The organism is Cupriavidus sp. 10L43_2, assembly GCF_056395265.1.
On record NZ_JBFTJE010000028.1, the window covers coordinates 31,168 to 51,073 of the forward strand.

15 protein-coding genes are annotated in these 19,906 nt (G+C 68.5%); 11 read left to right on the forward strand and 4 right to left on the reverse strand.

Annotated features, from left to right (window positions below):
• The first annotated feature begins 27 nt into the window (after positions 1 to 27).
• The 6 genes from AC1DEL_RS26625 (at position 28) to ahbB (ending at position 9,271) form a co-directional block, all read left to right on the forward strand.
• Positions 28 to 1,410 carry a NarK family nitrate/nitrite MFS transporter gene (locus AC1DEL_RS26625; protein ID WP_092296931.1) on the forward strand — a complete coding sequence of 461 codons (1,383 nt, stop codon included), beginning with the start codon at positions 28 to 30 and terminating at the stop codon, positions 1,408 to 1,410.
• Positions 1,411 to 1,575: 165 nt separating this feature from the next.
• Positions 1,576 to 5,304, forward strand: a complete 3,729-nt coding sequence (locus AC1DEL_RS26630) for a nitrate reductase subunit alpha (RefSeq protein WP_477126432.1) — start codon at positions 1,576 to 1,578, stop codon at positions 5,302 to 5,304.
• Positions 5,301 to 6,854 (forward strand): nitrate reductase subunit beta, encoded by a 1,554-nt coding sequence (gene narH / locus AC1DEL_RS26635; RefSeq protein WP_477126431.1) that lies wholly within the window; start codon positions 5,301 to 5,303, stop codon positions 6,852 to 6,854. Before AC1DEL_RS26630 ends, narH begins: the two co-directional genes overlap by 4 nt.
• Positions 6,851 to 7,537, forward strand: coding sequence for a nitrate reductase molybdenum cofactor assembly chaperone (gene narJ / locus AC1DEL_RS26640; protein WP_477126438.1), 687 nt, complete (start codon positions 6,851 to 6,853; stop codon positions 7,535 to 7,537). Before narH ends, narJ begins: the two co-directional genes overlap by 4 nt.
• A gap of 26 nt (positions 7,538 to 7,563) precedes the next feature.
• Complete coding sequence (gene narI / locus AC1DEL_RS26645; RefSeq protein WP_092297417.1) at positions 7,564 to 8,247, forward strand: respiratory nitrate reductase subunit gamma; 684 nt, start codon at positions 7,564 to 7,566, stop codon at positions 8,245 to 8,247.
• Between the two features lie 88 nt (positions 8,248 to 8,335).
• A complete protein-coding gene (gene ahbB, locus AC1DEL_RS26650; RefSeq protein ID WP_477107999.1) occupies positions 8,336 to 9,271 on the forward strand; it encodes a siroheme decarboxylase subunit beta in 936 nt (311 codons plus the stop codon).
• Positions 9,272 to 9,289: 18 nt separating this feature from the next.
• Here the strand turns inward: ahbB and ubiT are convergent, their stop codons facing one another.
• The 3 genes from ubiT to ubiU are packed head-to-tail and all read right to left on the reverse strand — an operon-like array spanning position 9,290 to position 11,650.
• A complete protein-coding gene (gene ubiT, locus AC1DEL_RS26655; RefSeq protein ID WP_477126430.1) occupies positions 9,290 to 9,742 on the reverse strand; it encodes a ubiquinone anaerobic biosynthesis accessory factor UbiT in 453 nt (150 codons plus the stop codon).
• Positions 9,743 to 9,759: 17 nt separating this feature from the next.
• Positions 9,760 to 10,674: a U32 family peptidase gene (locus tag AC1DEL_RS26660; RefSeq protein ID WP_092296912.1), complete on the reverse strand. Its 915-nt coding sequence runs from the start codon at positions 10,672 to 10,674 to the stop codon at positions 9,760 to 9,762.
• 22 nt (positions 10,675 to 10,696) lie between these two features.
• On the reverse strand, positions 10,697 to 11,650 hold the full coding sequence (gene ubiU / locus AC1DEL_RS26665; protein ID WP_477126437.1) for a ubiquinone anaerobic biosynthesis protein UbiU: 954 nt from the start codon (positions 11,648 to 11,650) through the stop codon (positions 10,697 to 10,699).
• Between the two features lie 364 nt (positions 11,651 to 12,014).
• On the opposite strand from ubiU, the gene AC1DEL_RS26670 reads away from it, so the two are divergent.
• The 3 genes from AC1DEL_RS26670 to AC1DEL_RS26680 all read left to right on the forward strand — a co-directional run bounded on the left by AC1DEL_RS26670 (position 12,015) and on the right by AC1DEL_RS26680 (position 15,980).
• On the forward strand, positions 12,015 to 13,169 hold the full coding sequence (locus AC1DEL_RS26670; RefSeq protein WP_092296906.1) for an NAD(P)H-dependent flavin oxidoreductase: 1,155 nt from the start codon (positions 12,015 to 12,017) through the stop codon (positions 13,167 to 13,169).
• A 136-nt stretch (positions 13,170 to 13,305) separates the two neighbouring features.
• The gene (locus tag AC1DEL_RS26675) at positions 13,306 to 15,324 is read left to right on the forward strand and encodes a type IV pili methyl-accepting chemotaxis transducer N-terminal domain-containing protein (RefSeq protein WP_441592853.1); all 2,019 of its coding nucleotides are present in this window, start codon (positions 13,306 to 13,308) and stop codon (positions 15,322 to 15,324) included.
• Positions 15,321 to 15,980 carry a response regulator gene (locus AC1DEL_RS26680; protein WP_441592852.1) on the forward strand — a complete coding sequence of 220 codons (660 nt, stop codon included), beginning with the start codon at positions 15,321 to 15,323 and terminating at the stop codon, positions 15,978 to 15,980. Before AC1DEL_RS26675 ends, AC1DEL_RS26680 begins: the two co-directional genes overlap by 4 nt.
• Before the next feature lie 21 nt (positions 15,981 to 16,001).
• Here AC1DEL_RS26680 and AC1DEL_RS26685 read toward each other — a convergent pair whose 3' ends face one another.
• Positions 16,002 to 16,811: an IclR family transcriptional regulator gene (locus AC1DEL_RS26685; protein WP_092296894.1), complete on the reverse strand. Its 810-nt coding sequence runs from the start codon at positions 16,809 to 16,811 to the stop codon at positions 16,002 to 16,004.
• A gap of 162 nt (positions 16,812 to 16,973) precedes the next feature.
• On the opposite strand from AC1DEL_RS26685, the gene AC1DEL_RS26690 reads away from it, so the two are divergent.
• Complete coding sequence (locus tag AC1DEL_RS26690; protein ID WP_441645582.1) at positions 16,974 to 18,422, forward strand: NAD-dependent succinate-semialdehyde dehydrogenase; 1,449 nt, start codon at positions 16,974 to 16,976, stop codon at positions 18,420 to 18,422.
• A gap of 107 nt (positions 18,423 to 18,529) precedes the next feature.
• Complete coding sequence (locus tag AC1DEL_RS26695; protein WP_477126429.1) at positions 18,530 to 19,687, forward strand: iron-containing alcohol dehydrogenase; 1,158 nt, start codon at positions 18,530 to 18,532, stop codon at positions 19,685 to 19,687.
• Positions 19,688 to 19,906 lie beyond the last annotated feature (219 nt).

A 19,906-nucleotide genomic window follows, 5' to 3' on the forward strand; every position in this document is an offset into this window, starting at 1 on the left:
CCTTCCCCCCTTCGACGAGATAACGCCATGAGCACCTCCGTACTGACCCGCTGGGAACCTGAAGACCCGGCGTTCTGGAAATACCAGGGCGCGCGCATCGCCTACCGCAACCTCTGCATCTCCATTCCCGCGCTGATGCTGGCCTTCGTGGTCTGGATGCTCTGGAGCGTGGTGGCCGTGAACCTGGACCGCGCCGGCTTCCACTTCACCGGCAACCAGCTGTTCTGGCTGACCGCCCTGCCGGCGCTGTCCGGCGCCACGCTGCGCATCTTCTACTCCTTCCTCGTGCCGATCTTCGGCGGGCGGCGCTTCACCGCCATCTCCACCGCGCTGCTGCTGATTCCGGCGCTCGGCATGGGCTTCGCGCTGCGCGACCCGTCCACCAGCTACCCGACGCTGCTGGGGCTGGCCCTGCTGTGCGGGCTGGGCGGCGCCAACTTCAGTTCGTCGATGGCGAACATCAGCTTCTTCTTCCCGAAGGCGCGCAAGGGGCTGGCCACGGGCCTGAACGCCGGCATCGGCAACCTCGGCGTCTCGATCGTGCAGTTCGTGACACCGGTGGTGGTGTCGGTGGCCGTGTTCGGCGCGCTGGGCGGGGCCGGGCAGGAATACGCGGCCAACGGCGCCACGCAACAGCTCTGGCTCCAGAACGCGGGCTTTATCTGGGTGCCGTTTATCGCCGTGTCGGCGCTGGCGGCGTGGTTCGGCATGCACGATATTGCCGATGCCCGCGCCTCGTTCGCGGAGCAGGCGGTGATCTTCCGGCGCCGCCACAACTGGCTGATGTGCTGGCTCTACGTGGGCACCTTCGGCTCGTTTATCGGGTTCTCGGCCGGGCTGGCGCTGCTGACCAAGTCGCAGTTCCCGAACGTGAACCCCACGGCCTACGCCTTCCTGGGCCCGCTGGTCGGCGCGCTGACGCGCCCGGTGGGCGGCTGGCTGTCAGACAAGCTCGGCGGCGCGCGGGTCACGCTGTGGAGCTTCCTCGGCATGATCGGCGGCGTGGTGGCCGTGCTGGCGGCGCTGCCGCACAACGGCACGGGCGGCAGCTTCAGCGGCTTCCTGGGCGCGTTCATCGTGCTGTTCGCGCTGACCGGCATCGGCAACGGCTCCACCTTCCGCATGATCCCGGTGATCTTCCTGACCGAGCGCCTGCGCGCCGCCGGCCCGGGCGCGCCCGCCCAGCGGGTGGCCGTGCAGGACGCCGCCCGGGAATCCGCCGCCGTGCTCGGCTTCTCCGGCGCCATCGGCGCGTACGGCGGCTTCTTCATCCCCAAGAGCTTCGGCACCGCGCTGGAGATGACCGGCGCGCCGGACGCTGCGCTCCATCTCTTCATCTTGTTCTATATCAGCTGCGCCGCGATTACCTGGTGGTGCTACGCGCGCCGCAACGCGGCCATGCCCTGCTGATTCCTGCTTCACCCGCGCGTCAACCCCGCCCGTCGGCATAGTTCTTCCGGACGATGCCGACGGGTCCCGCCTAGGCCGATCGCCGTCGTCTCCCCTGCTCCACCAGCGAATGGCCTGCGCGGCACGCGCTCCGTAAGCTGCAAGTGTCCCTGCTGGAGCCAAACCATGAGTCATTTCCTCGATCGACTGAAGTTCCTGTCGCGCGTCACGTCCACCTATGCCGACGGCCACGGCGCCGTGGTCAACGAAGACCGCAAGTGGGAAGACGGCTACCGCACCCGCTGGCAGCACGACAAGGTGGTGCGGTCCACCCACGGCGTCAACTGCACGGGCTCCTGCTCGTGGAAGGTCTACGTCAAGAACGGCCTGATTACCTGGGAAACCCAGCAGACCGACTACCCACGCACGCGCCCGGACCTGCCCAACCATGAGCCACGCGGCTGCCCGCGCGGCGCCTCGTACAGCTGGTACGTCTACTCCGCCCAGCGCGTGAAGTACCCGATGATCCGCGGCCGGCTGATGGCCATGTGGCGCGAGGCGCGCCAGACCATGGACCCGATCGCCGCCTGGGCCTGGATCAGCCAGGACCCCGAACGCGCCGCCCGCTACAAGAGCGTGCGCGGGCTGGGCGGCTTTGTCCGGGCCGACTGGGCCACGGCCACCGAGATCATCGCCGCCGCCAACGCGTTCACGGTCAAGCAGTACGGCCCGGACCGCGTGATCGGCTTCTCGCCCATCCCGGCCATGTCGATGGTGTCCTACGCGGCCGGCGCCCGCTACCTGAGCCTGCTCGGCGGCGCCTGCCTGTCCTTCTACGACTGGTACTGCGACCTSCCGCCGGCCAGCCCGCAGACCTGGGGCGAGCAGACCGACGTGCCCGAGTCCGCCGACTGGTACAACGCCACCTACCTGATGGTCTGGGGCTCCAACGTGCCGCAGACGCGCACGCCGGACGCCCACTTCTACACCGAGGTGCGCTATAAGGGCACCAAGACCGTGGCGGTCTCGTCCGACTACGGCGAGATGGTCAAGTTCGGCGACATCTGGCTCGCCCCCAAGCAGGGCACCGACGCCGCGCTGGCCATGGCCATGGGCCACGTCGTACTCAAGGAATTCCACGTGGGCGGCAAGTCCGCCTACTTCCGCGACTACCTGAAGCAGTACACCGACATGCCGATGCTGGTGCGGCTGCGCGAGCAGGACGGCACGCTGGTGCCCGATCACTTCCTGCGCGCCTCCCATCTCGACGGCAGTCTCGGCGAGTCCCGGCATGCGGAGTGGAAGACGCTGCTGATCGACGATGCCAGCGGGGAGGTGACTGCCCCGAACGGCTCGATCGGCTTCCGCTGGACGCCCGGCGACGACACGGCCGGCCGCTGGAATCTGGAGCTGCGCGACAGCCAGGACGGCAAGACGATCGATCCGCGCCTGTCGCTGCTCGGCCATGAAGACACCGTGGCGGAAGTCGGCTTCCCCTACTTCGGCGGCGAGCATGACGCGCTGCTGCGCCGCCGCGTGCCGGTGCGCCGCCTGACGCTGGCCGATGGCAGCACGGCGCTGGTCGCCACGGTCTACGACCTGCAGCTGGCCAACTATGGCGTGGACCAGGGCCTGGGCGGGCCGAACGTGGCGACCTCCTTCGATGACGACGTGCCCTACACCCCCGCCTGGCAGGAGAAGCACACGACCGTGCCGGCCCGCCTGGTGACGCAGGTGGCGCGCGAGTTCGCCGAGAACGCCCACCGCACGCAGGGCAAGAGCATGGTCATCGTCGGCGCCGCGCTGAATCACTGGTACCACAACGACATGATCTATCGCGGCATCATCAACCTGTTGATGATGTGCGGCTGCATCGGCAAGAGCGGCGGCGGCTGGGCGCACTACGTGGGGCAGGAGAAGCTGCGGCCCCAGTTCGGCTGGGCGCCGCTGGCCTTCGGGCTGGACTGGTCGCGCCCGCCGCGCCAGATGAACGGCACCTCGTTCTTCTACAACCACACCAGCCAGTGGCGCCACGAGAAGCTCGCCGTGGACGAGATCCTCGCGCCCACGGCGGACAAGGCGCGCTACGCCGGGCTGTCGCTGCTGGACCTCAACGCCAAGTCGGAACGCATGGGCTGGCTGCCGTCCGCGCCGCAATTGGGCGCAAATCCGCTCGATGTGGTGGACGCCGCCGAGCGCGCCGGGCAGGACCCGGTAGCCTATACCGTCGACCAGCTCAGGTCCGGCGCCCTGCAATTCGCCTGCGACGACCCCGACAACCCGGCCAACTTCCCGCGCAACATGTTCGTGTGGCGCTCCAACATCCTGGGGAGTTCGGGCAAGGGCCATGAGTACTTCCTCAAGTACCTGCTCGGCACGCAGAACGCCGTGTTCAGCGACGAGCGCGACGCCATCCGCCCGAGCGAGGTCAACGTCCGCCCGGCCGCCGAGGGCAAGCTGGACCTGCTGACGGTGCTCGACTTCCGCATGAGCACGACCTGCCTCTACGGCGACATCGTCCTGCCCACGGCCACCTGGTACGAGAAGGACGACCTGAACACGTCGGACATGCACCCGTTCATCCACCCGCTCTCCGAGGCCGTGCAGCCGCTGTGGGAGAGCAAGACCGACTGGGAGATCTACAAGGCCATCGCCGAGAAGTTCAGCGAGATTGGCGGCCCGTACCTGGGCACGCGCAAGGATCTGGTCTGCACGCCGCTGCTGCACGACACGCCGGGCGAGCTGGGCCAGCCCTTCGAGCCGCGCGACTGGAAGCACGGCGAGTGCGATTTGATCCCCGGCAAGACCGCGCCGTCGATGACCGTGGTGGAGCGCAACTACGCGGATCTCTACAAGAAGTTCACCTCCGTGGGCCCGCTGCTGGACAAGCTCGGGAACGGCGGCAAGGGCATCGGCTGGGATACCAGGCACGAGGTGGCCGAACTGGGCCACCTGACCCAGACCGTGACCGCGCCCGGCGTCAGCTACGGTCGGCCCCGGCTGGAGACGGCCATCGACGCCGCCGAGATGATCCTGACCTTCGCGCCCGAGACCAACGGCCACGTGGCGGTGAAGGCGTGGGAGGCGCTGTCCAAGATCACGGGCCGCCCGCACGCCCACCTGGCACTGGGTCGGGAGCACGACAAGATCCGCTTCCGGGACGTACAGGCCCAGCCGCGCAAGATCATCTCCGCGCCGACGTGGTCCGGGCTGGAATCCGAGGAAGTCAGCTACAACGCCGGCTACACCAATGTCCACGAGCTGATTCCCTGGCGCACGCTGACCGGGCGCCAGCAGTTCTATCAGGACCACCGGTGGATGCTCGACTTCGGCGAGGGCGCCTGCGTCTACAAGCCGGCCATCGACACCCGCACGGTGGCGCCGATGCTGGGCCGCAAGCCCAACGGCAACCCGGAGCTGGTGCTGAACTGGATCACCCCGCACCAGAAGTGGGGCATCCACTCCACCTACTCGGACAACCTGCGCATGCTCACGCTCTCGCGCGGGGGGCCGCACGTGTGGATCTCGGAGGCCGAGGCGCGCGCCAACGGCATCCGGGACAACGACTGGGTGGAGGTCTTCAACGTCAACGGCACGCTGACCGCCCGGGTGGTGGTGTCCCAGCGTGTGCCGCAAGGCATGTGCCTGATGTATCACGCGCAGGAAAAGATCGTGAACGTGCCCGGCGCCGAGATGAGCGGCATGCGCGGCGGCATCCACAACTCGGTCACGCGGGCGGTCACCAAGCCGACCCACATGATCGGCGGCTACGCGCAACTGGCCTACGGCTTCAACTACTACGGCACGGTCGGCAGCAATCGCGATGAATTCGTGATCCTGCGCAAGATGAACAAGGTGGACTGGATGGATACCCCACTGCCCCAGTCCGCACAAGAAGAAGGAGCCCCGCGATGAAGATCCGCGCCCAGGTGGCCATGGTGCTGAACCTCGACAAGTGCATCGGCTGCCATACCTGCTCAGTGACCTGCAAGAACGTCTGGACCAGCCGCGACGGCGTGGAGTACGCCTGGTTCAACAACGTCGAGACCAAGCCCGGCATCGGCTATCCCAAGGAATGGGAAAACCAGCGCAAGTGGAACGGCGGCTGGCAGCGCCAGCCCGACGGCTCGCTCACGCCACGCCAGGGCGGCCGCGCGCGCATTCTGTCGAACCTGTTCGCCAACCCGAACCTGCCGCAGATCGACGACTACTACGAGCCGTTCACCTACGACTACGAGCACCTCCAGAAGGCGCCGCTGATGCCGACGCCGCCTACCGCCCGGCCGGTGTCCGTGCTGACGGGCAAGAAGATGGAGAAGATCGAATGGGGGCCGAACTGGGAGGATGACCTCGGCGGCGAGTTCGCCTCGCGCAGCCGCGACCAGCTCTTCGAGAACGTGCAGAAGGAGATGTACTCGACCTTCGAGAACACCTTCATGATGTACCTGCCCCGTCTGTGCGAGCACTGCCTGAACCCGGCCTGCGTGGCGTCCTGCCCGAGCGGCTCGGTCTACAAGCGCGAGGACGACGGCATCGTGCTGGTCGACCAGGACAAGTGCCGTGGCTGGCGGATGTGCATCTCTGGTTGTCCATACAAGAAGATCTATTTCAACTGGCAGAGCGGCAAGGCGGAGAAGTGCACGTTCTGCTTCCCGCGCATCGAGGGCGGCCAGCCGACCGTCTGCTCCGAGACCTGCGTCGGTCGCATCCGCTACCTCGGCGTGATGCTGTACGACGCGGATCGCATCGCCAGCGCCGCCGGCGTGGAGGACGAGCGCGACCTGTACCAGTCCCAGCTCGACGTCTTCCTTGACCCGAACGACCCCACCGTGCAGGCCGAGGCGCTGCGCCAGGGCATTCCGCAGAGCTGGCTCGATGCCGCGCGCAAGTCGCCGGTCTATCGCATGGCCTGCGAATGGAAGATCGCCTTCCCGCTGCATCCCGAATACCGGACGCTGCCGATGGTCTGGTACGTGCCGCCGCTCTCGCCGATCCAGTCGGCGGCGGAAAGCGGCTTCATGGGCATGAACGGGATGATCCCGGACGTGCAGGGCCTGCGCATTCCGCTCAAGTACCTCGCCAACCTGCTGACCGCCGGCGACGTGGCGCCAGTGCTGACCGCCCTGCAGCGCATGCTGGCCATGCGGGCGTTCAAGCGCTCGGAAGTCGTGGATGGCGAGGCGGACCTCGCCGTGCTGCGGCAGGTGGGGCTGACCCCGGCGCAGGTGGAGGACATGTACCGCCTGCTGGCCATCGCCAATTACGAGGATCGTTTTGTGATTCCATCGTCACACAAGGAAATGGTCGAGGACAGCTTCAACGAGAAAGGCAGCTGCGGCTTCACGTTCGGCAACGGCTGCTCGGGCGGTACGTCCGAGGGCTCGCTGTTCGGCAAAAAGCCGCAGGGCAGCGTGGTCTTCGCGGACATGCCCAAGTCGCGCAAGAAGCCGACTGAAACCTGCTGACACCTGCTAACAACGGATCCATCATGACCCTCTATCCCGTGCTCAGCGCCTTGCTGGGCTACCCCGAAGCGCCGCTGCAGGCGGCCATGCCCGAGATCGAACAGGCGCTCGACGCCTGGCCCGCCGCCCGCGCGGGGCTGGCCCCGCTGACCGGCCCGCTGCGCGACAGCCCGCTGATCGCGCTGCAGGAGCACTACGTGGCCACCTTCGACCGCAATCCCGCGCATTCGCTGCACCTGTTCGAGCACGTCCATGGCGAGTCCCGCGACCGGGGGCAAGCCATGGTCGATCTGATCGACGAATACCGGCGCGCCGGCTTCGAGCCGGTGGCGAACGAGTTGCCCGACTACGTGCCGCTGTTCCTGGAGTTCCTCGGCGCGCTGGCCGATGACGGGCAGGCGCAGCGCGCCGAGCAGTTGCTGGGCGAGGCCATCCACGTGCTGGCGGCCATCTGCGACCGGCTGGCGCGCCACGACAGCCCGTACGCGACCGTGTTCACGGTGCTGCGCTCAATGACCAGCGTGCAGCCCGAGGCCCGGACCGACCCGCCCGTGCGCGACATGGACGAAGCGCTGGAACTGTTCGGCCCCGGCACGGATGGCGTGGAGCCGTTGCTGGCGGCGGCCATGCCGGCTGAACAAGTGGTGCGCTTCCACGACCGGCGCGCCCCCTCCCCCCAATGACCTCCCTGACGACGCAGGCGACCACCATGTCATTCGCCCACCAGTTCCTCTTCGGCATCTATCCCTATATCGCCGCCGCCCTGTTCCTGTTCGGCAGCCTGGCGCGCTTCGAGCGCGAGCAGTACGGCTGGAAGGCCGACAGCTCCCAACTGCTCTATCGCGGCAACCTGCGGCTGGGCAGCATCCTGTTCCACGTTGGCATCCTCGGGCTGTTCTTCGGCCATCTGGCGGGCCTGCTCACACCCGTGGCCGTGTGGGACGCGCTCGGTGTCTCCCACACGCTCAAGCAGGCCGTGGCGATGGGCGCCGGCGGAGTCATGGGCACGATCTGCCTGATCGGCCTGCTGATCCTGTTGCATCGGCGCTTCACCAACGCCCGAGTTGCCGCGGTCACGCGTACCGGCGACAAGGTGCTGCTGCTCTGGCTGCTGGCGACCTTGCTGGCCGGGCTCTCGACCATCTTCGTGTCCGCCGGCCATATGGACGGTCACATGATGGTGCAGCTGATGACCTGGGCCCAGCACATCGTCACGCTGCGCGCCGATGCGCCCGACTTCATCGCCGATGCCCCGCTGCTGTTCCGCGTGCATCTGTTCCTCGGTATCTCGCTGTTCGCGATCTTCCCGTTCACGCGGCTGGTGCATGTGTGGAGCGGCTTCGCCTCGGTCACCTACCTCGGACGGGCCTGGCAGCTCGTGCGGGGGCGCTGATCCGCGCTTGATGGGGGTCAACGGGGCGGCCGGGTATCCGGCTCATCATGGCGGGCACGCAATCCTGCCCGCTGCTCCGGATATCGCCATGATCGACGAGACTGCACTCTACCAACGCCTTCGGCAAGATTTCCCGCTGGAGCCACGGCCCTACCGGTGCCTGGCCCGGGCGCTCGGCCTGTCCGAGCATGGCCTGCTGTCGCTGCTGGCGCGCGACGTTGGCAGCGGCCGCATCAGCCATGTCGGCGCCCGCTTCGCGCCGAACGCCATCGGCGCCACCACGCTCGCGGCGCTGTCCGTGCCGGCGGCGCGGCTGGAGAGCGTGGCGCGGCGACTCAACGCCGACCCGGCCATCGGCCATCACTACTGCAGAACCGGCCACCGCTACAACCTCTGGTTCGTGGCCGGTGCGCGCGATGCCGACCACCTGGCGACCGTACTCGACGGCATTGGCGCGGATGTCCACCAGACGCCGCTCGCACTGCCACTGGAATGTGAATACCACGTCGATGCCGGGGTGCCACTGCGGCCCCTGATGACCGATGCCGACTGGCGGCTGGTGGCAGCGCTGGAAGACGGCCTGCCGCTGACGCCCGAGCCCTACCACGCCATGGCGCGTGGCACCGGCATCGGGCTACACGAACTCTGGCGCCGGCTGGCGCATTGGCGCGAGGCCGGCGTGATCCGCCGCTTCGGCGCCATTCTCCAGCCGGGCCAACTCGGCTTCGTGCACAACGCGATGTGCGTATGGAATGCGCCCGACGCACGTGTGGATGTGCTGGGCAAGCGGCTGGCCCGCCTGCCCGCGGTGGCACTCTGCTACCGGCGCGCGCGCCGAGGCACGGCATGGCCCTTCAACCTGTTCGCGGTGGTGCGGGCGCGCAGCGCGGCCGACCTCCAGGCGACGCTCGATGGCTTCACGGCGATGCCCGCGCTCGCCAACCTCCCCGGTGCCGTGCTCCGCGCCCGTTGCTGCTTCAAGCCACGCGGCGTGCGCTACGGCGATCTGGCGCCCGAGGCCTGACGGGCCAGCCCGTCGCTCTCACGCGGCACGGACTTCGGGAAACAGCACCGCTAGCCGCGCCACCCAGGGCTCGACCCAGGCCGGACGCGGCGTGGCGTCGAGCCAGTACTTGACCTCCAACCCCAGCGCGGTGTCCCCGCAAATCGAGAGCCGGCGCTGGAAGAACAGCGTGTCGGTATCGGCATGGCCGGCGAGCAGTTGCAGGTAATCGGCGGCGCGGGCGCGCAGCGTCAGCGCCGGGGCGGGTTCAGGATCGAACGGCCCCATCCGGAACACGCCCCCTGCACAGCGGAAACGCAGGTCCAGCCCGAGGTCTTCCACCACGAGCAGGAAGGCATGACCGCCCAGCGCGGACGGTGGCTGCAACCAGCCGGCGCGGCGCGCGGACTCCAGCGCCATCACGAACGGCAGGGCCTGCGCAGGGGCGGGCAGGCGGCGATGGATGCGGGCAATCAGGGAAGAAGAATTCATCGATGGTCTTGGGGCAGTCATGCGGGCGCGCCGGCTATCCAGGCAATGCCGGGCTGGCCGGTCCAGTAGCCGTTGCTCGCCGAGGCGCCGGCGGGCACGATGCCGCTGGGCGCGGCGCCGGTGCGGCCGTGACGCACGGCGTCTAGCAGCGCTATGACGTCCAGCGTGCCCACGGCGTGCGGGCTGACGCGGACCACATCCACGCCCATCGCCTGAATCTCCGGCAGGTGCGCGCACAGGTCCAGGCAGCTTGCGGACTGAGTCTGGATGCCGTTCAGGGCGAAGAACGGCTGCCCTTCGCCCGTGCGGGCGACCAGCCCGTCCGGGTAGTCGAGGCAACGGAACTCGCAGGCATCCTTGCGCAGGCGGTGATGCCGGGCCGTGAAGCAACGCGCGGAGATCGCCAGCGGCATGCGGCCCCAGATCATCGCTTCGATCTGCATGCCGGCTGGCCGCGCCGCCGCCAGCGCGGCCAGCGCCGCGTGGTCCATCTCGACCGGCGCCACGACCCCGCGCGCGCCCAGCGAGCCCAGCCACGTCGCCGTATCGGCGTGATAGACGTTCAGATGCGGCCCGGCGACGAACGGCCGCCCGCGCCGCGCGCGCACCGCGCCAAGATCGTTGGCCTCCACGAGGAACTCGTCCTGCTCGCAGACGCGGCGCATGGCCGCGATGTCGCTGTCCGATTCGACCAGTACCGGGGTGGACAGCACCACCTCCTTGCCGGCATCGCGCAGCATCCGTGCCACGTCCAGCCAGTCGGCATGGCGCAATTCGTGGCGGCGCGTGCAGACGGCTTCGCCAAGATAGACGCGCTCCACGGGGGCGTCTGCCACATCGGCATAGAAGCGCAGCACGTCCGCGCGGGGCCAGTAGTAGAGCAGCGGACCGAGCGCGATGGTCAAGGAATAGGGGGAAGTGGATGTGGTCATGGTGGCTGGGATGCGGACGGTTTCAGCGCCACGGACGGTCATAGGCGCCCTGGGTCACCTGGTCGCCCTCGGCATGGCGCCCCAATGTGGCCTGCCATTCCTGGCGTGGCACGAAGCGCCGGGGGTCGCGCCAGGCGCCGTCGATGGCGGCGCGCAGCACGCCCACCACATCGCCCACATAGCGCGGGCTGCGCTGGCGGCCCTCGATCTTGATGGCGGCGATGCCGATGTCGATCAGCGCCGGCAGCAGCGACAGCGCGTTGAGGCTGGTGGGCTCCTCCAGCACGTAGCCGTGCTCGCCCTCCACGGTGAAACGGCCCTTGCACAACGTGGGGTAACCGGCCGGCTCGCCGGGCGCGTAGCTGTCGATCAGGATGCCGGAGAGCCGCGCGTGCATGGTGCCGTCCGCCTCGTCCCAGCGCACGGCGTGGGCTGGCGAGCAGACGCCACGGTTGTTCGGCGAATCGCCGGTCGCGTACGAGGACAGCAGGCAGCGGCCCTCGGCCATCACGCACAGGCTGCCAAAGCCGAAGACCTCAAGTTCCACATCGGTCTGCCTGGCCAGCTTGGCGATCTGCGCCAGCGTCAGCACGCGCGGCAGCACCACGCGCCGGATACCGAAGCGCTCGCGCATCAGCGCGATGGCATCGGCATGGGTGGCCGAGCCCTGCACGGACAGGTGCAGGCGCAGGTCGGGGTGCTTCTCCGCCGCGTAGGCCATCAGGCCGGGATCGGCCATGATCACCGCGTCGGCGCCCAGCGCGGCGGCGGCGTCCACGGCGCGGTGCCAGCGGTCTACCTGCCCCATCTGCGCAAACGTGTTGATGGCGAACAGTACTTCGGCGCCGCGCGCGCGGGCTTCGGCCACGCCGGTGCGGATGTCGTCCTCGGAGAAATTCAGGCCGCCGAAGTTGCGCGCGTTGGTGGCATCGCGCAACCCGAGGTAGATGGCGTCCGCGCCGTGCTGCAGCGCCATGCGCAGGGCCGCGAGCGAGCCGGCGGGTGCCACCAGTTGGGGCCGGCGGGGCTGGCGGCGCGATGGCTCGGTTGGGGGGGTTGGCGCATCGGGCACATCATGCACGTCGGGCGGGGAGGCATCCATGGCGAAAATGCGCGGTGCGGCGCATGGGGTAGCGATCGATCAAGGATGCTAGTCATGCCCATCGAGGGAACCTTTGACCCCGCGCAAACCCCGGCTGTGTTCTACCCGTCTCGTTCCGCCGAACTAGGTCCTCGGAACGGGCCGCCGATCCCCCGCAATTTGATCTGGGGCAAACTGCCACCCCGATGCGCGTGAGACGCTGGGCCGTTTTTTGCCCCTCCTGACTTCGGATTTCCTCATGACACATCGATGGCTCAACCTGGCCGGCCGCAAGCTGCTTCCTATCGTGCAGGGCGGCATGGGCGTGGGCATCTCCGCGCATCGGCTGGCCGGCACGGTGGCCCGCCACAACGCCATGGGCACCATCGCCAGCATCGACCTGCGCCATCATCACCCCGACCTGATGGCCGCCACGGCCAAACGCGACAAGGCGGCCATCGAACACGCCAACCTCGTGGCGCTGGACCGCGAGGTGCGCGCGGCGAAGGACTTGGCGGGCGGGCAAGGGATGGTCGCCGTCAACGTGATGAAGGCCGTTGGCGCCCACGCGGCGCTGGTCCGGCAGGCGTGCGATAGCGGCGCGGATGCCATCGTCATGGGCGCCGGCCTGCCGCTCGACCTCCCCGAACTGACCGCCAATCACCCGAAGGTGGCCTTGATCCCGATCCTGTCCGACGCCCGTGGCGTCAGCCTCGTGCTGCGCAAGTGGATGAAGAAGGGACGGCTGCCCGATGCCATCGTGATCGAACATCCCGCGCATGCCGGCGGGCACCTCGGCGCCTCGCGCATGGAGGACATTGGCGATGAGCGGTTCTCGTTTGCGCGCGTGCTGGACGAATGCCGCACGCTGTTCGCCAGCCTGGGGCTGGCCTGGGAGTCCGTGCCGCTGATCCTGGCCGGCGGGTTGGGCCACCACGGCAAGCTGCATCACTGGCTGGCGCAGGGCGCGGCCGGCGTGCAGGTCGGCACCGCCTTTGCCGTGACCGAGGAATGCGATGCGCATCTGGCTTTCAAACAGGTGCTGGCTTCCGCGCCGCAGGAACAGATCGGCGAATTCACGAGCGTGGCGGGACTGCCGGCGCGCGCGGTGCTGACGCCGTGGCTCAAGCGCTATCTCTCCCGGGAGTCGGCGCTCCAGGCGCGCGCCAAGGTGCGCGAGTGCCTGGAGGGCTTCGACTGCCTGCAATCGTGCGGCCTGCGCGACGGCGTGGCGCGCATCGGCCAGTTCTGCATCGACCGCAAGCTCTCGCAGGCGCTCAAGGGCGACGTGGAGCGCGGCCTGTTCTTCCGGGGTAAGGGCACGCTGCCGTTTGGCGACGCCATCCGCCCCGTGGCGGACCTGATCCACTACCTGATGTCGGGCGAAAAGCCGGCGGGGGTCGCGCCGGCCTGATTGGGCTGTTGCCGGAATGCGAATCCCGCGTAAGTTCCCGTCCCATCCGTCGGCGATTTGATCCAGCGCAGGAAACGGCGCAATCGCCGGTACCAGAATGGCAGCTGTCCCCACGCCCTGCCCTCGCCCCCACAACATGCCAGCCCCCTTTCCTGACACCGCGTTCGATGCGCACGCGGACCCCCATGCCACCTCGGCGGTCGGGCTGCCGGGGCTGCGCCACCGCCTCTCCACCCGCATCATCTCGCTGTCCCTGATCTCGCTGCTGGTTGTCCTGACGATGATCGGCGGCACATTGTGGCTCTCCTGGAACCTCGAAGGCGCCGGCGCGGCGATCAACGACGCTGGCAGCGTGCGGATGCGCGCCAACGCGGTGGCGATCGAACTGACCCGCGCCCGCGCCCATCAACCCCACGCTCTTGTGCCACGGATCGCCCAGCTGGACGAGACGCTGGCGCAACTGCGCCGGGGCGACGCCACACGACCGCTGTTCCTGCCCGCCGTGCCGGCCATCCACGACCAGCTCGACCGCGTGGCACGGGCATGGGACGACCGGATGAAGCCGCTGGCGGAGCAGGACTTGAACGCGCCCGACGGCACATCGCTCACCTATGTGGCCGCGCTGTCGGATTTCGTCGCGCAGGCAGACCATCTGGTGCGCATGATCGAGGCCGACAACGCGCGCAAGACGGACCTGCTGCGCATGTCCCAGGCCGCACTGGCCGCCATTGCCTGCATGGGCACCGTCGCGGTCATCTACCTGCTCTATCTCTGGATCATCCTGCCCGTGCTGACGCTGCAGGATGGCCTGCGCCGCATGGCGGCCCGCGAATTCTCGCTGCGCCTGCCGGTCACCAGCCGTGACGAATTCGGCACATTGAGCACCGGTTTCAATCGGATGGCGGCCGAACTCCAGGAACTCTACCGGGGGCTCGAAGCCCGCGTGGCCCAGAAGACCGCCGAACTGGCCAGGCGCAACCGCGACCTCGAGACGCTCTACGACATCGCCGCCTACCTGAACCAGCCGAACGAGGCCGAGGCGCTGTGCCGGGGCTTCCTGACCCGGATCATGCGGCGCCTGGACGCCGATGGCGGCAGCGTGCGCATGCTCGATGCAGTGCCGGAGAACCTCCACATGGTGGTTTCCGAAGGGCTGCCCGCCACGCTGGTCGAGCAGGAACAGCGCATGGCGGCCGATGCCTGCCACTGCGGCGCGGCCACGCGGCAGCGCGTGGTCGCCTGGCCGTCTGCAACCCACGCACTGCCCTCGCCGCCGATGGCCTGCGGCTTCGGCGGCTTCGCGGCGTTCCGCATCGACACGCCGCGCGGGGTGATCGGCATGTTTTCGCTCCACTTCCGCTCGCCACGGGTGCTCAATGCATCCGACCGGCAACTGCTGGAGACGCTGGCGCAGCACCTGGGCGTGGCGCTCGAACACCAGCGGCTGTCCGCCACCGCGCGCCAGCTGGCCGTGGTGCAGGAGCGCAACCTCGTGGCGCAGGGCTTGCACGACAGCATCGCCCAAGGCCTGAACTACCTGAACCTGCAAGCCCAACTGCTGGAAGATGCCGTCTCGCGCGGGGCGCTGGCCGATGTGGCGGCGATCGTGCCGATGCTCCGTTGCGGGGTGGACGAAAGCTACCAGGATGTGCGCGAGTTGCTGCTGAACTTCCGCACCCGGCTCACGCAGGGCGAGTTGCGGCAAGCGGCAGAAGACACCGTGGCGCGCTTCCGGCGGCAGTGCGCCACCGAGGTGCGGCTGGAGGTGGAGGGCTACGACAACGCCCGGCCGCTGCCGCCCGATGCCCAGTTGCAGGTGCTGTTCGTGCTACAGGAGGCGCTCTCCAACGTGCGCAAGCACGCGCAGGCCGGCCACGTGCTGGTGCGGCTGCAAGGCGGGCGCGACCTCGAACTGGTGGTGCAGGACGATGGCGAGGGCTTCGATGCCGCCGGGCTCGCCACGCGCTGCGAGATGCAGGTGGGTCTGCACATCATGCGCGAGCGCGCCGCGCGGCTCAACGCGCAGTTGTCGATCGATTCCGCGCCCGGGCGCGGCACCCGCGTGGCCCTGCGCGTGCCCGGCGCCCATGTGGCCGGCGAAGCCAACGAAGCCACAGCGCCCAACGAAATCAACGAAGCGAGTCTCCAGCCATGACCATCCGCATCCTGCTGATCGACGATCACACGCTGTTCCGTTCAGGCATTCGCGCGCTGTTGCAGCGCCAGCCCGATTTTGCCGTCGTGGACGAGGCGGCCGATGGCGTGGAGGGGCTCAAGCGCGCCAAGCAGCATCGCCCCGACGTGGTCCTGCTGGACCTGAACATGCCCGGGCTGTCCGGGCTGGAGACGCTGGCCCTGCTGGCGCAGGACCTGCCCGACACGGCGGTGCTGATCCTCACCGTCTCCGAGGAAGCCGAGGAACTGGCCAGCGCGCTGCGCGGCGGCGCCCGGGGCTATTTGCTAAAGAATATCGAGGCGGATTTCCTGGCTTCGGCCATCCGCCGCGCCGCATCCGGCGAGCCGGTGATCTCGGATGGCATGACGGCCAAGCTCGTGGCGCAGTTCCGCGCGCCGGCGCAGCCTTCCGCACCGCCTTCTCCGAGTGCCGAGGACGGCGCGCGGCTAACCGTGCGGGAGCGCGAGATCGTACGCGGGCTGACCCGGGGCGAGAGCAACAAGCAGATCGCGCGCGACCTCGGTGTGGCCGAGAGCACGGTCAAGATCCACGTGCAGAACATCCTCAAGAAGCTGAATCTGGCCAGCCGCGTACAGGTGGCGGTGTTTGCGGTCGAGCATGGCCTGACCGCGTGATGGCTTCCCCGGTGGCGGACGTTACCGCCGGGCGCCAAGCCTTGCCGACAGTTGGTCCGCCAGCGCCCGTACCTGCTGGCCGATGCGGTCGCCGGTGGCCGCATCGATCTCGTTGGTCAGGTAGCTGACCGCGATGGCGCCCGCTGCGCACGGGGCGGCCGCGTCGAACACCGGGGCGCCGAAGCACGTCATGCCCTCGCGCATCTGGCCGTTGTCGGTCGAATATCCCACCTCCCGCACCTGGGCCAGTTCGGCCTGCAAACCATCCACATCGGCCACGCTGGCCCGCGTGAGCGGCGGCGGCATGCCCGGCGCGAACAGGTCGCGCACCTCGGCCGGCAGCAGCGTGCTCAGCATCGCCTTGCCCGTGGCCGTGTAGGGCGCCGGCAGGCGCATGCCGATGCGGAACGTGACGCCGAGCGGGCGGTCGCCGTTCTGGCAGGCCAGGTAGACCACCTCCGCACCATCGAGCATCGACAAGGTGACCGTGGCGTCGTGGAAGGCATCGGTCTGCTCCCAGAGCGCGCGGAACTCGCTCGTCATCTGCGTCTGCGACAGGAAGGCGTTGGCCCAGGCCATCACGTGCGGGCCCACCGCCATCGCCCCGTTGGGCAGGCGCTTGAGCAGTTGCAGCTGCACGAGGGTGTCGCACATGCCGTGGAGGGAACTCTTGGGCGCGCCGGTCAGCCGGGTCAGGTCGGCCAGCGTCAGCGGTTCCGGGGCGGCGGCCACGGCATCCATGACATGTACCGCGCGCACCACCGCCGGCGACGTGGACTTCAGCGACGGCGCGGCATCATCGGCGGGAGCGTTGTAGGCGGACTTGGGCATTGGGCAATACGGAAGAGTTGGGCGGATTGTACCGGCTGCGCGGAACGCTTCCGGGCGGTTGGCAGTCTGCCGTGCATGGGCGTATCATACGCTCACGTTCGACATACCGAATATCGTTCCATCTATTGAACGATATGAATCAACCCGCTCAGGAAAGCCGCCATGCAACTCAAGGATCCCTCGCTTCTGAAACAGCTGGCCTATGTGGATGGCCAATGGATTGGCGCCGACTCCGGCGCCACGTTCGACGTCACGGACCCGGCCACCGGGGAGGTGATCGCCAAGGTGGCCGACCTGGGCGCGGCCGAGACCGAGCGCGCCGTCGCCGCCGCCGAGGTAGCGCAGCGCGCCTGGGCCGCCAAGACCGGCAAGGAACGCGCCAACCTGCTGCGCCGCTGGTTCGACCTGATGATCGCCAATACGGACGATCTGGCCTACCTGATGACGCGCGAGCAGGGCAAGCCACTAGCCGAGGCGCGCGGCGAGATCGCGTATGCGGCCAGCTTTATCGAATGGTTTGCCGAGGAAGCCAAGCGCGTGGACGGCGAAGTGCTGGCCACGCCGGCCGCCGACAAGCGCCTGGTCACGCTGCGCCAGCCCGTGGGCGTCTGCGCCGCCATCACGCCGTGGAATTTCCCGGCAGCGATGATCACCCGCAAGGCAGGCCCTGCCCTGGCGGCCGGGTGCGCCATCGTCATCAAACCGGCCGAGCTGACCCCGCTGTCCGCCTTCGCGCTGGCCGAACTGGCGCACCGGGCCGGCATTCCCGCCGGTGTGCTTCAGGTGGTGACCGGCGATGCCAAGACCATCGGCGCCGTGCTAACGGGCAGCCCCATCGTGCGCAAGCTGTCGTTTACGGGGTCGACCGAGGTCGGTCGCATCCTGATGGCGCAGTCGGCGCCCACCGTGAAGCGCCTCTCGCTGGAGTTGGGCGGCAACGCGCCGTTCATCGTCTTTGACGATGCCGACGTGGACGCCGCCGTGGAAGGCGCACTCGCCGCCAAGTACCGCAACGGCGGGCAGACCTGTGTCTGCGCCAACCGCTTCTACGTGCAGGACGGCATCTACGACGCCTTCGCCACGAAGCTGGCCGAGCGCACCGGCCAACTGCGCGTGGGCAACGGGCTGGAAGACGGCGTGACGATCGGCCCGCTGATCGAGGACGCCGCGCTGGACAAGGTTGCATCGCTTGTGGACGACGCCCGCGCCAAGGGCGGCCGCGTGCTGACCGGCGGCGCCGCGCACAAGCTGGGCGGCACGTTCTACACCCCCACCGTCATCGCCGACGCCACCGCCGACATGCGCATGGCCCGCGAGGAGATCTTCGGGCCGGTGGCGCCGCTGTTCCGCTTCAAGTCCGACGCCGAGGCAGTAACTGCCGCCAACGCCACCGAATACGGGCTGGCCGCCTATTTGTATACGCGCGATATCGCGCGGGCCTGGCGCACCGCCGAAGCGCTCGAGTACGGCATGGTCGGCCTGAACACCGGCCTGATCTCGAACGAGGTGGCGCCGTTCGGCGGCATCAAGCAGTCGGGCGTGGGCCGCGAAGGGTCGCGCCACGGCATCGACGAATATCTCGAGATCAAGTACCTCTGCCTGCAGATGTGATGCAGGCGGGCAGGCCGGTGCATACTGTGCCGGTCCGCCTTATGGCACCCATTGCTGAGCAAGGGCGACCCCGATCGCCCCGCCTGCCCCGAACTCCCGGAGACAACATGAACCCGTTCCGCTTCCAGACCGTGCCGACGGTCATCGTCGAATTCGGCGCCGCGCGCCGGCTGGGCGCCCTGCTGCGCGAGTCGTTCCCGCAGGCCAAGCGCCTGTGCGTGGTGACCGACGGCTTCCTGGCCAAGAGCGGCCTGCTCGCGCCGGCGCTGGAAGACCTCGCCAAGCATGACTGGCAGGTGACCGTGATCGACGATGTCATTGCCGATCCGCCCGAGCACATCGTGCTGGACGCCACCGAGCGCGCGCGCCAGGCCGATGCCGAGGTGGTGCTGGGGCTGGGCGGCGGGTCGTCGATGGATGTGGCCAAGCTGATCGCCGTCCTCCTGCCCGCCACGCAGGCGCTCAAGGACATGTACGGCGTGAAGAAGGTCACCGGCGCCCGGCTGCCGCTGGTGCAGATGCCGACCACGGCCGGCACCGGTTCCGAAGTGACGGCGGTGTCGATCGTCACGACCGGCGAAACCACCAAGATGGGCGTGGTGGCGCCGCAGCTGTTCGCCGACCTCGCGATTCTCGACGCCGAACTGACGCTCGGCCTGCCCCGCGCGGCCACGGCCGCCACCGGCATCGACGCCATGGTGCATGCCATCGAGGCCTACACCAGCGCCCACCTCAAGAATCCGGTCTCGGACATGCTGGCCATCCGCGCGCTGGACCTGCTCTCGCGCAACCTGATGCTGGCCTGCGACAACGGCAACGATCGCAATGCCCGGGAGGCSATGCTGCTSGGCGCGATGTTCGCCGGCCAGGCCTTCGCCAACTCGCCGGTGGCCGCCGTGCACGCGCTGGCCTACCCGATCGGCGGCATTTTCCATGTGCCGCACGGCCTCTCGAACGCCCTCGTGCTGCCGCACGTGATGAAGTTCAATGCCGACGCCGCCAGCAAGCGCTACGCGGAACTGACCGACGTGGTGCTGCCCGGCACGACCGGCAGCTGCGAAACCAAGACCGCCGCGCTGATCGCCCATATCGAAGGACTGGTGCTGGCCACCGGCATCCCGCGCACGCTGCGCGAAGTCGGCGTGAAGGAAGGCGACCTGAACTGCCTGGCCAGCGACGCCATGCTCCAGACCCGCCTGCTGGTCAATAATCCGCGCGAAGTGAGCGAGGCGGACGCGCTGGGGATTTATCGCGCAGCCTTTTGAACCTGCATCCAGCAGTTTCAGGGAATTACGATTGTAGAGGTTAATTCGTCGCTTTTAGTATGCCGCATGCGCAGTGCCAGACACTGCGGCGGCTACGGAGCGATGACTGATGGCAGAGGGTTTCGACGCGCTCGGCGCAACGTTGAGCGGGCAGCAGCAGTACTTCCTTAAGGTTCCCGGCGCGGCCAGCGCCGGGGCATTGTCGGTGGTGTCGTTCGA

What these genes read in the sequence shown, in the direction of transcription:
- AC1DEL_RS26625 (WP_092296931.1), top strand. Translation starts at nt 28, where the DNA reads ATGAGCACCTCCGTACTGACCCGCTGGGAACCTGAAGACCCGGCGTTC.
- narH (WP_477126431.1), top strand. Translation starts at nt 5,301, where the DNA reads ATGAAGATCCGCGCCCAGGTGGCCATGGTGCTGAACCTCGACAAGTGC.
- narI (WP_092297417.1), top strand. Translation starts at nt 7,564, where the DNA reads ATGTCATTCGCCCACCAGTTCCTCTTCGGCATCTATCCCTATATCGCC.
- ahbB (WP_477107999.1), top strand. Translation starts at nt 8,336, where the DNA reads ATGATCGACGAGACTGCACTCTACCAACGCCTTCGGCAAGATTTCCCG.
- ubiT (WP_477126430.1), bottom strand. Translation starts at nt 9,742, where the DNA reads ATGAATTCTTCTTCCCTGATTGCCCGCATCCATCGCCGCCTGCCCGCC.
- AC1DEL_RS26660 (WP_092296912.1), bottom strand. Translation starts at nt 10,674, where the DNA reads ATGACCACATCCACTTCCCCCTATTCCTTGACCATCGCGCTCGGTCCG.
- ubiU (WP_477126437.1), bottom strand. Translation starts at nt 11,650, where the DNA reads ATGGCGCTGCAGCACGGCGCGGACGCCATCTACCTCGGGTTGCGCGAT.
- AC1DEL_RS26670 (WP_092296906.1), top strand. Translation starts at nt 12,015, where the DNA reads ATGACACATCGATGGCTCAACCTGGCCGGCCGCAAGCTGCTTCCTATC.
- AC1DEL_RS26675 (WP_441592853.1), top strand. Translation starts at nt 13,306, where the DNA reads ATGCCAGCCCCCTTTCCTGACACCGCGTTCGATGCGCACGCGGACCCC.
- AC1DEL_RS26680 (WP_441592852.1), top strand. Translation starts at nt 15,321, where the DNA reads ATGACCATCCGCATCCTGCTGATCGACGATCACACGCTGTTCCGTTCA.
- AC1DEL_RS26685 (WP_092296894.1), bottom strand. Translation starts at nt 16,811, where the DNA reads ATGCCCAAGTCCGCCTACAACGCTCCCGCCGATGATGCCGCGCCGTCG.
- AC1DEL_RS26690 (WP_441645582.1), top strand. Translation starts at nt 16,974, where the DNA reads ATGCAACTCAAGGATCCCTCGCTTCTGAAACAGCTGGCCTATGTGGAT.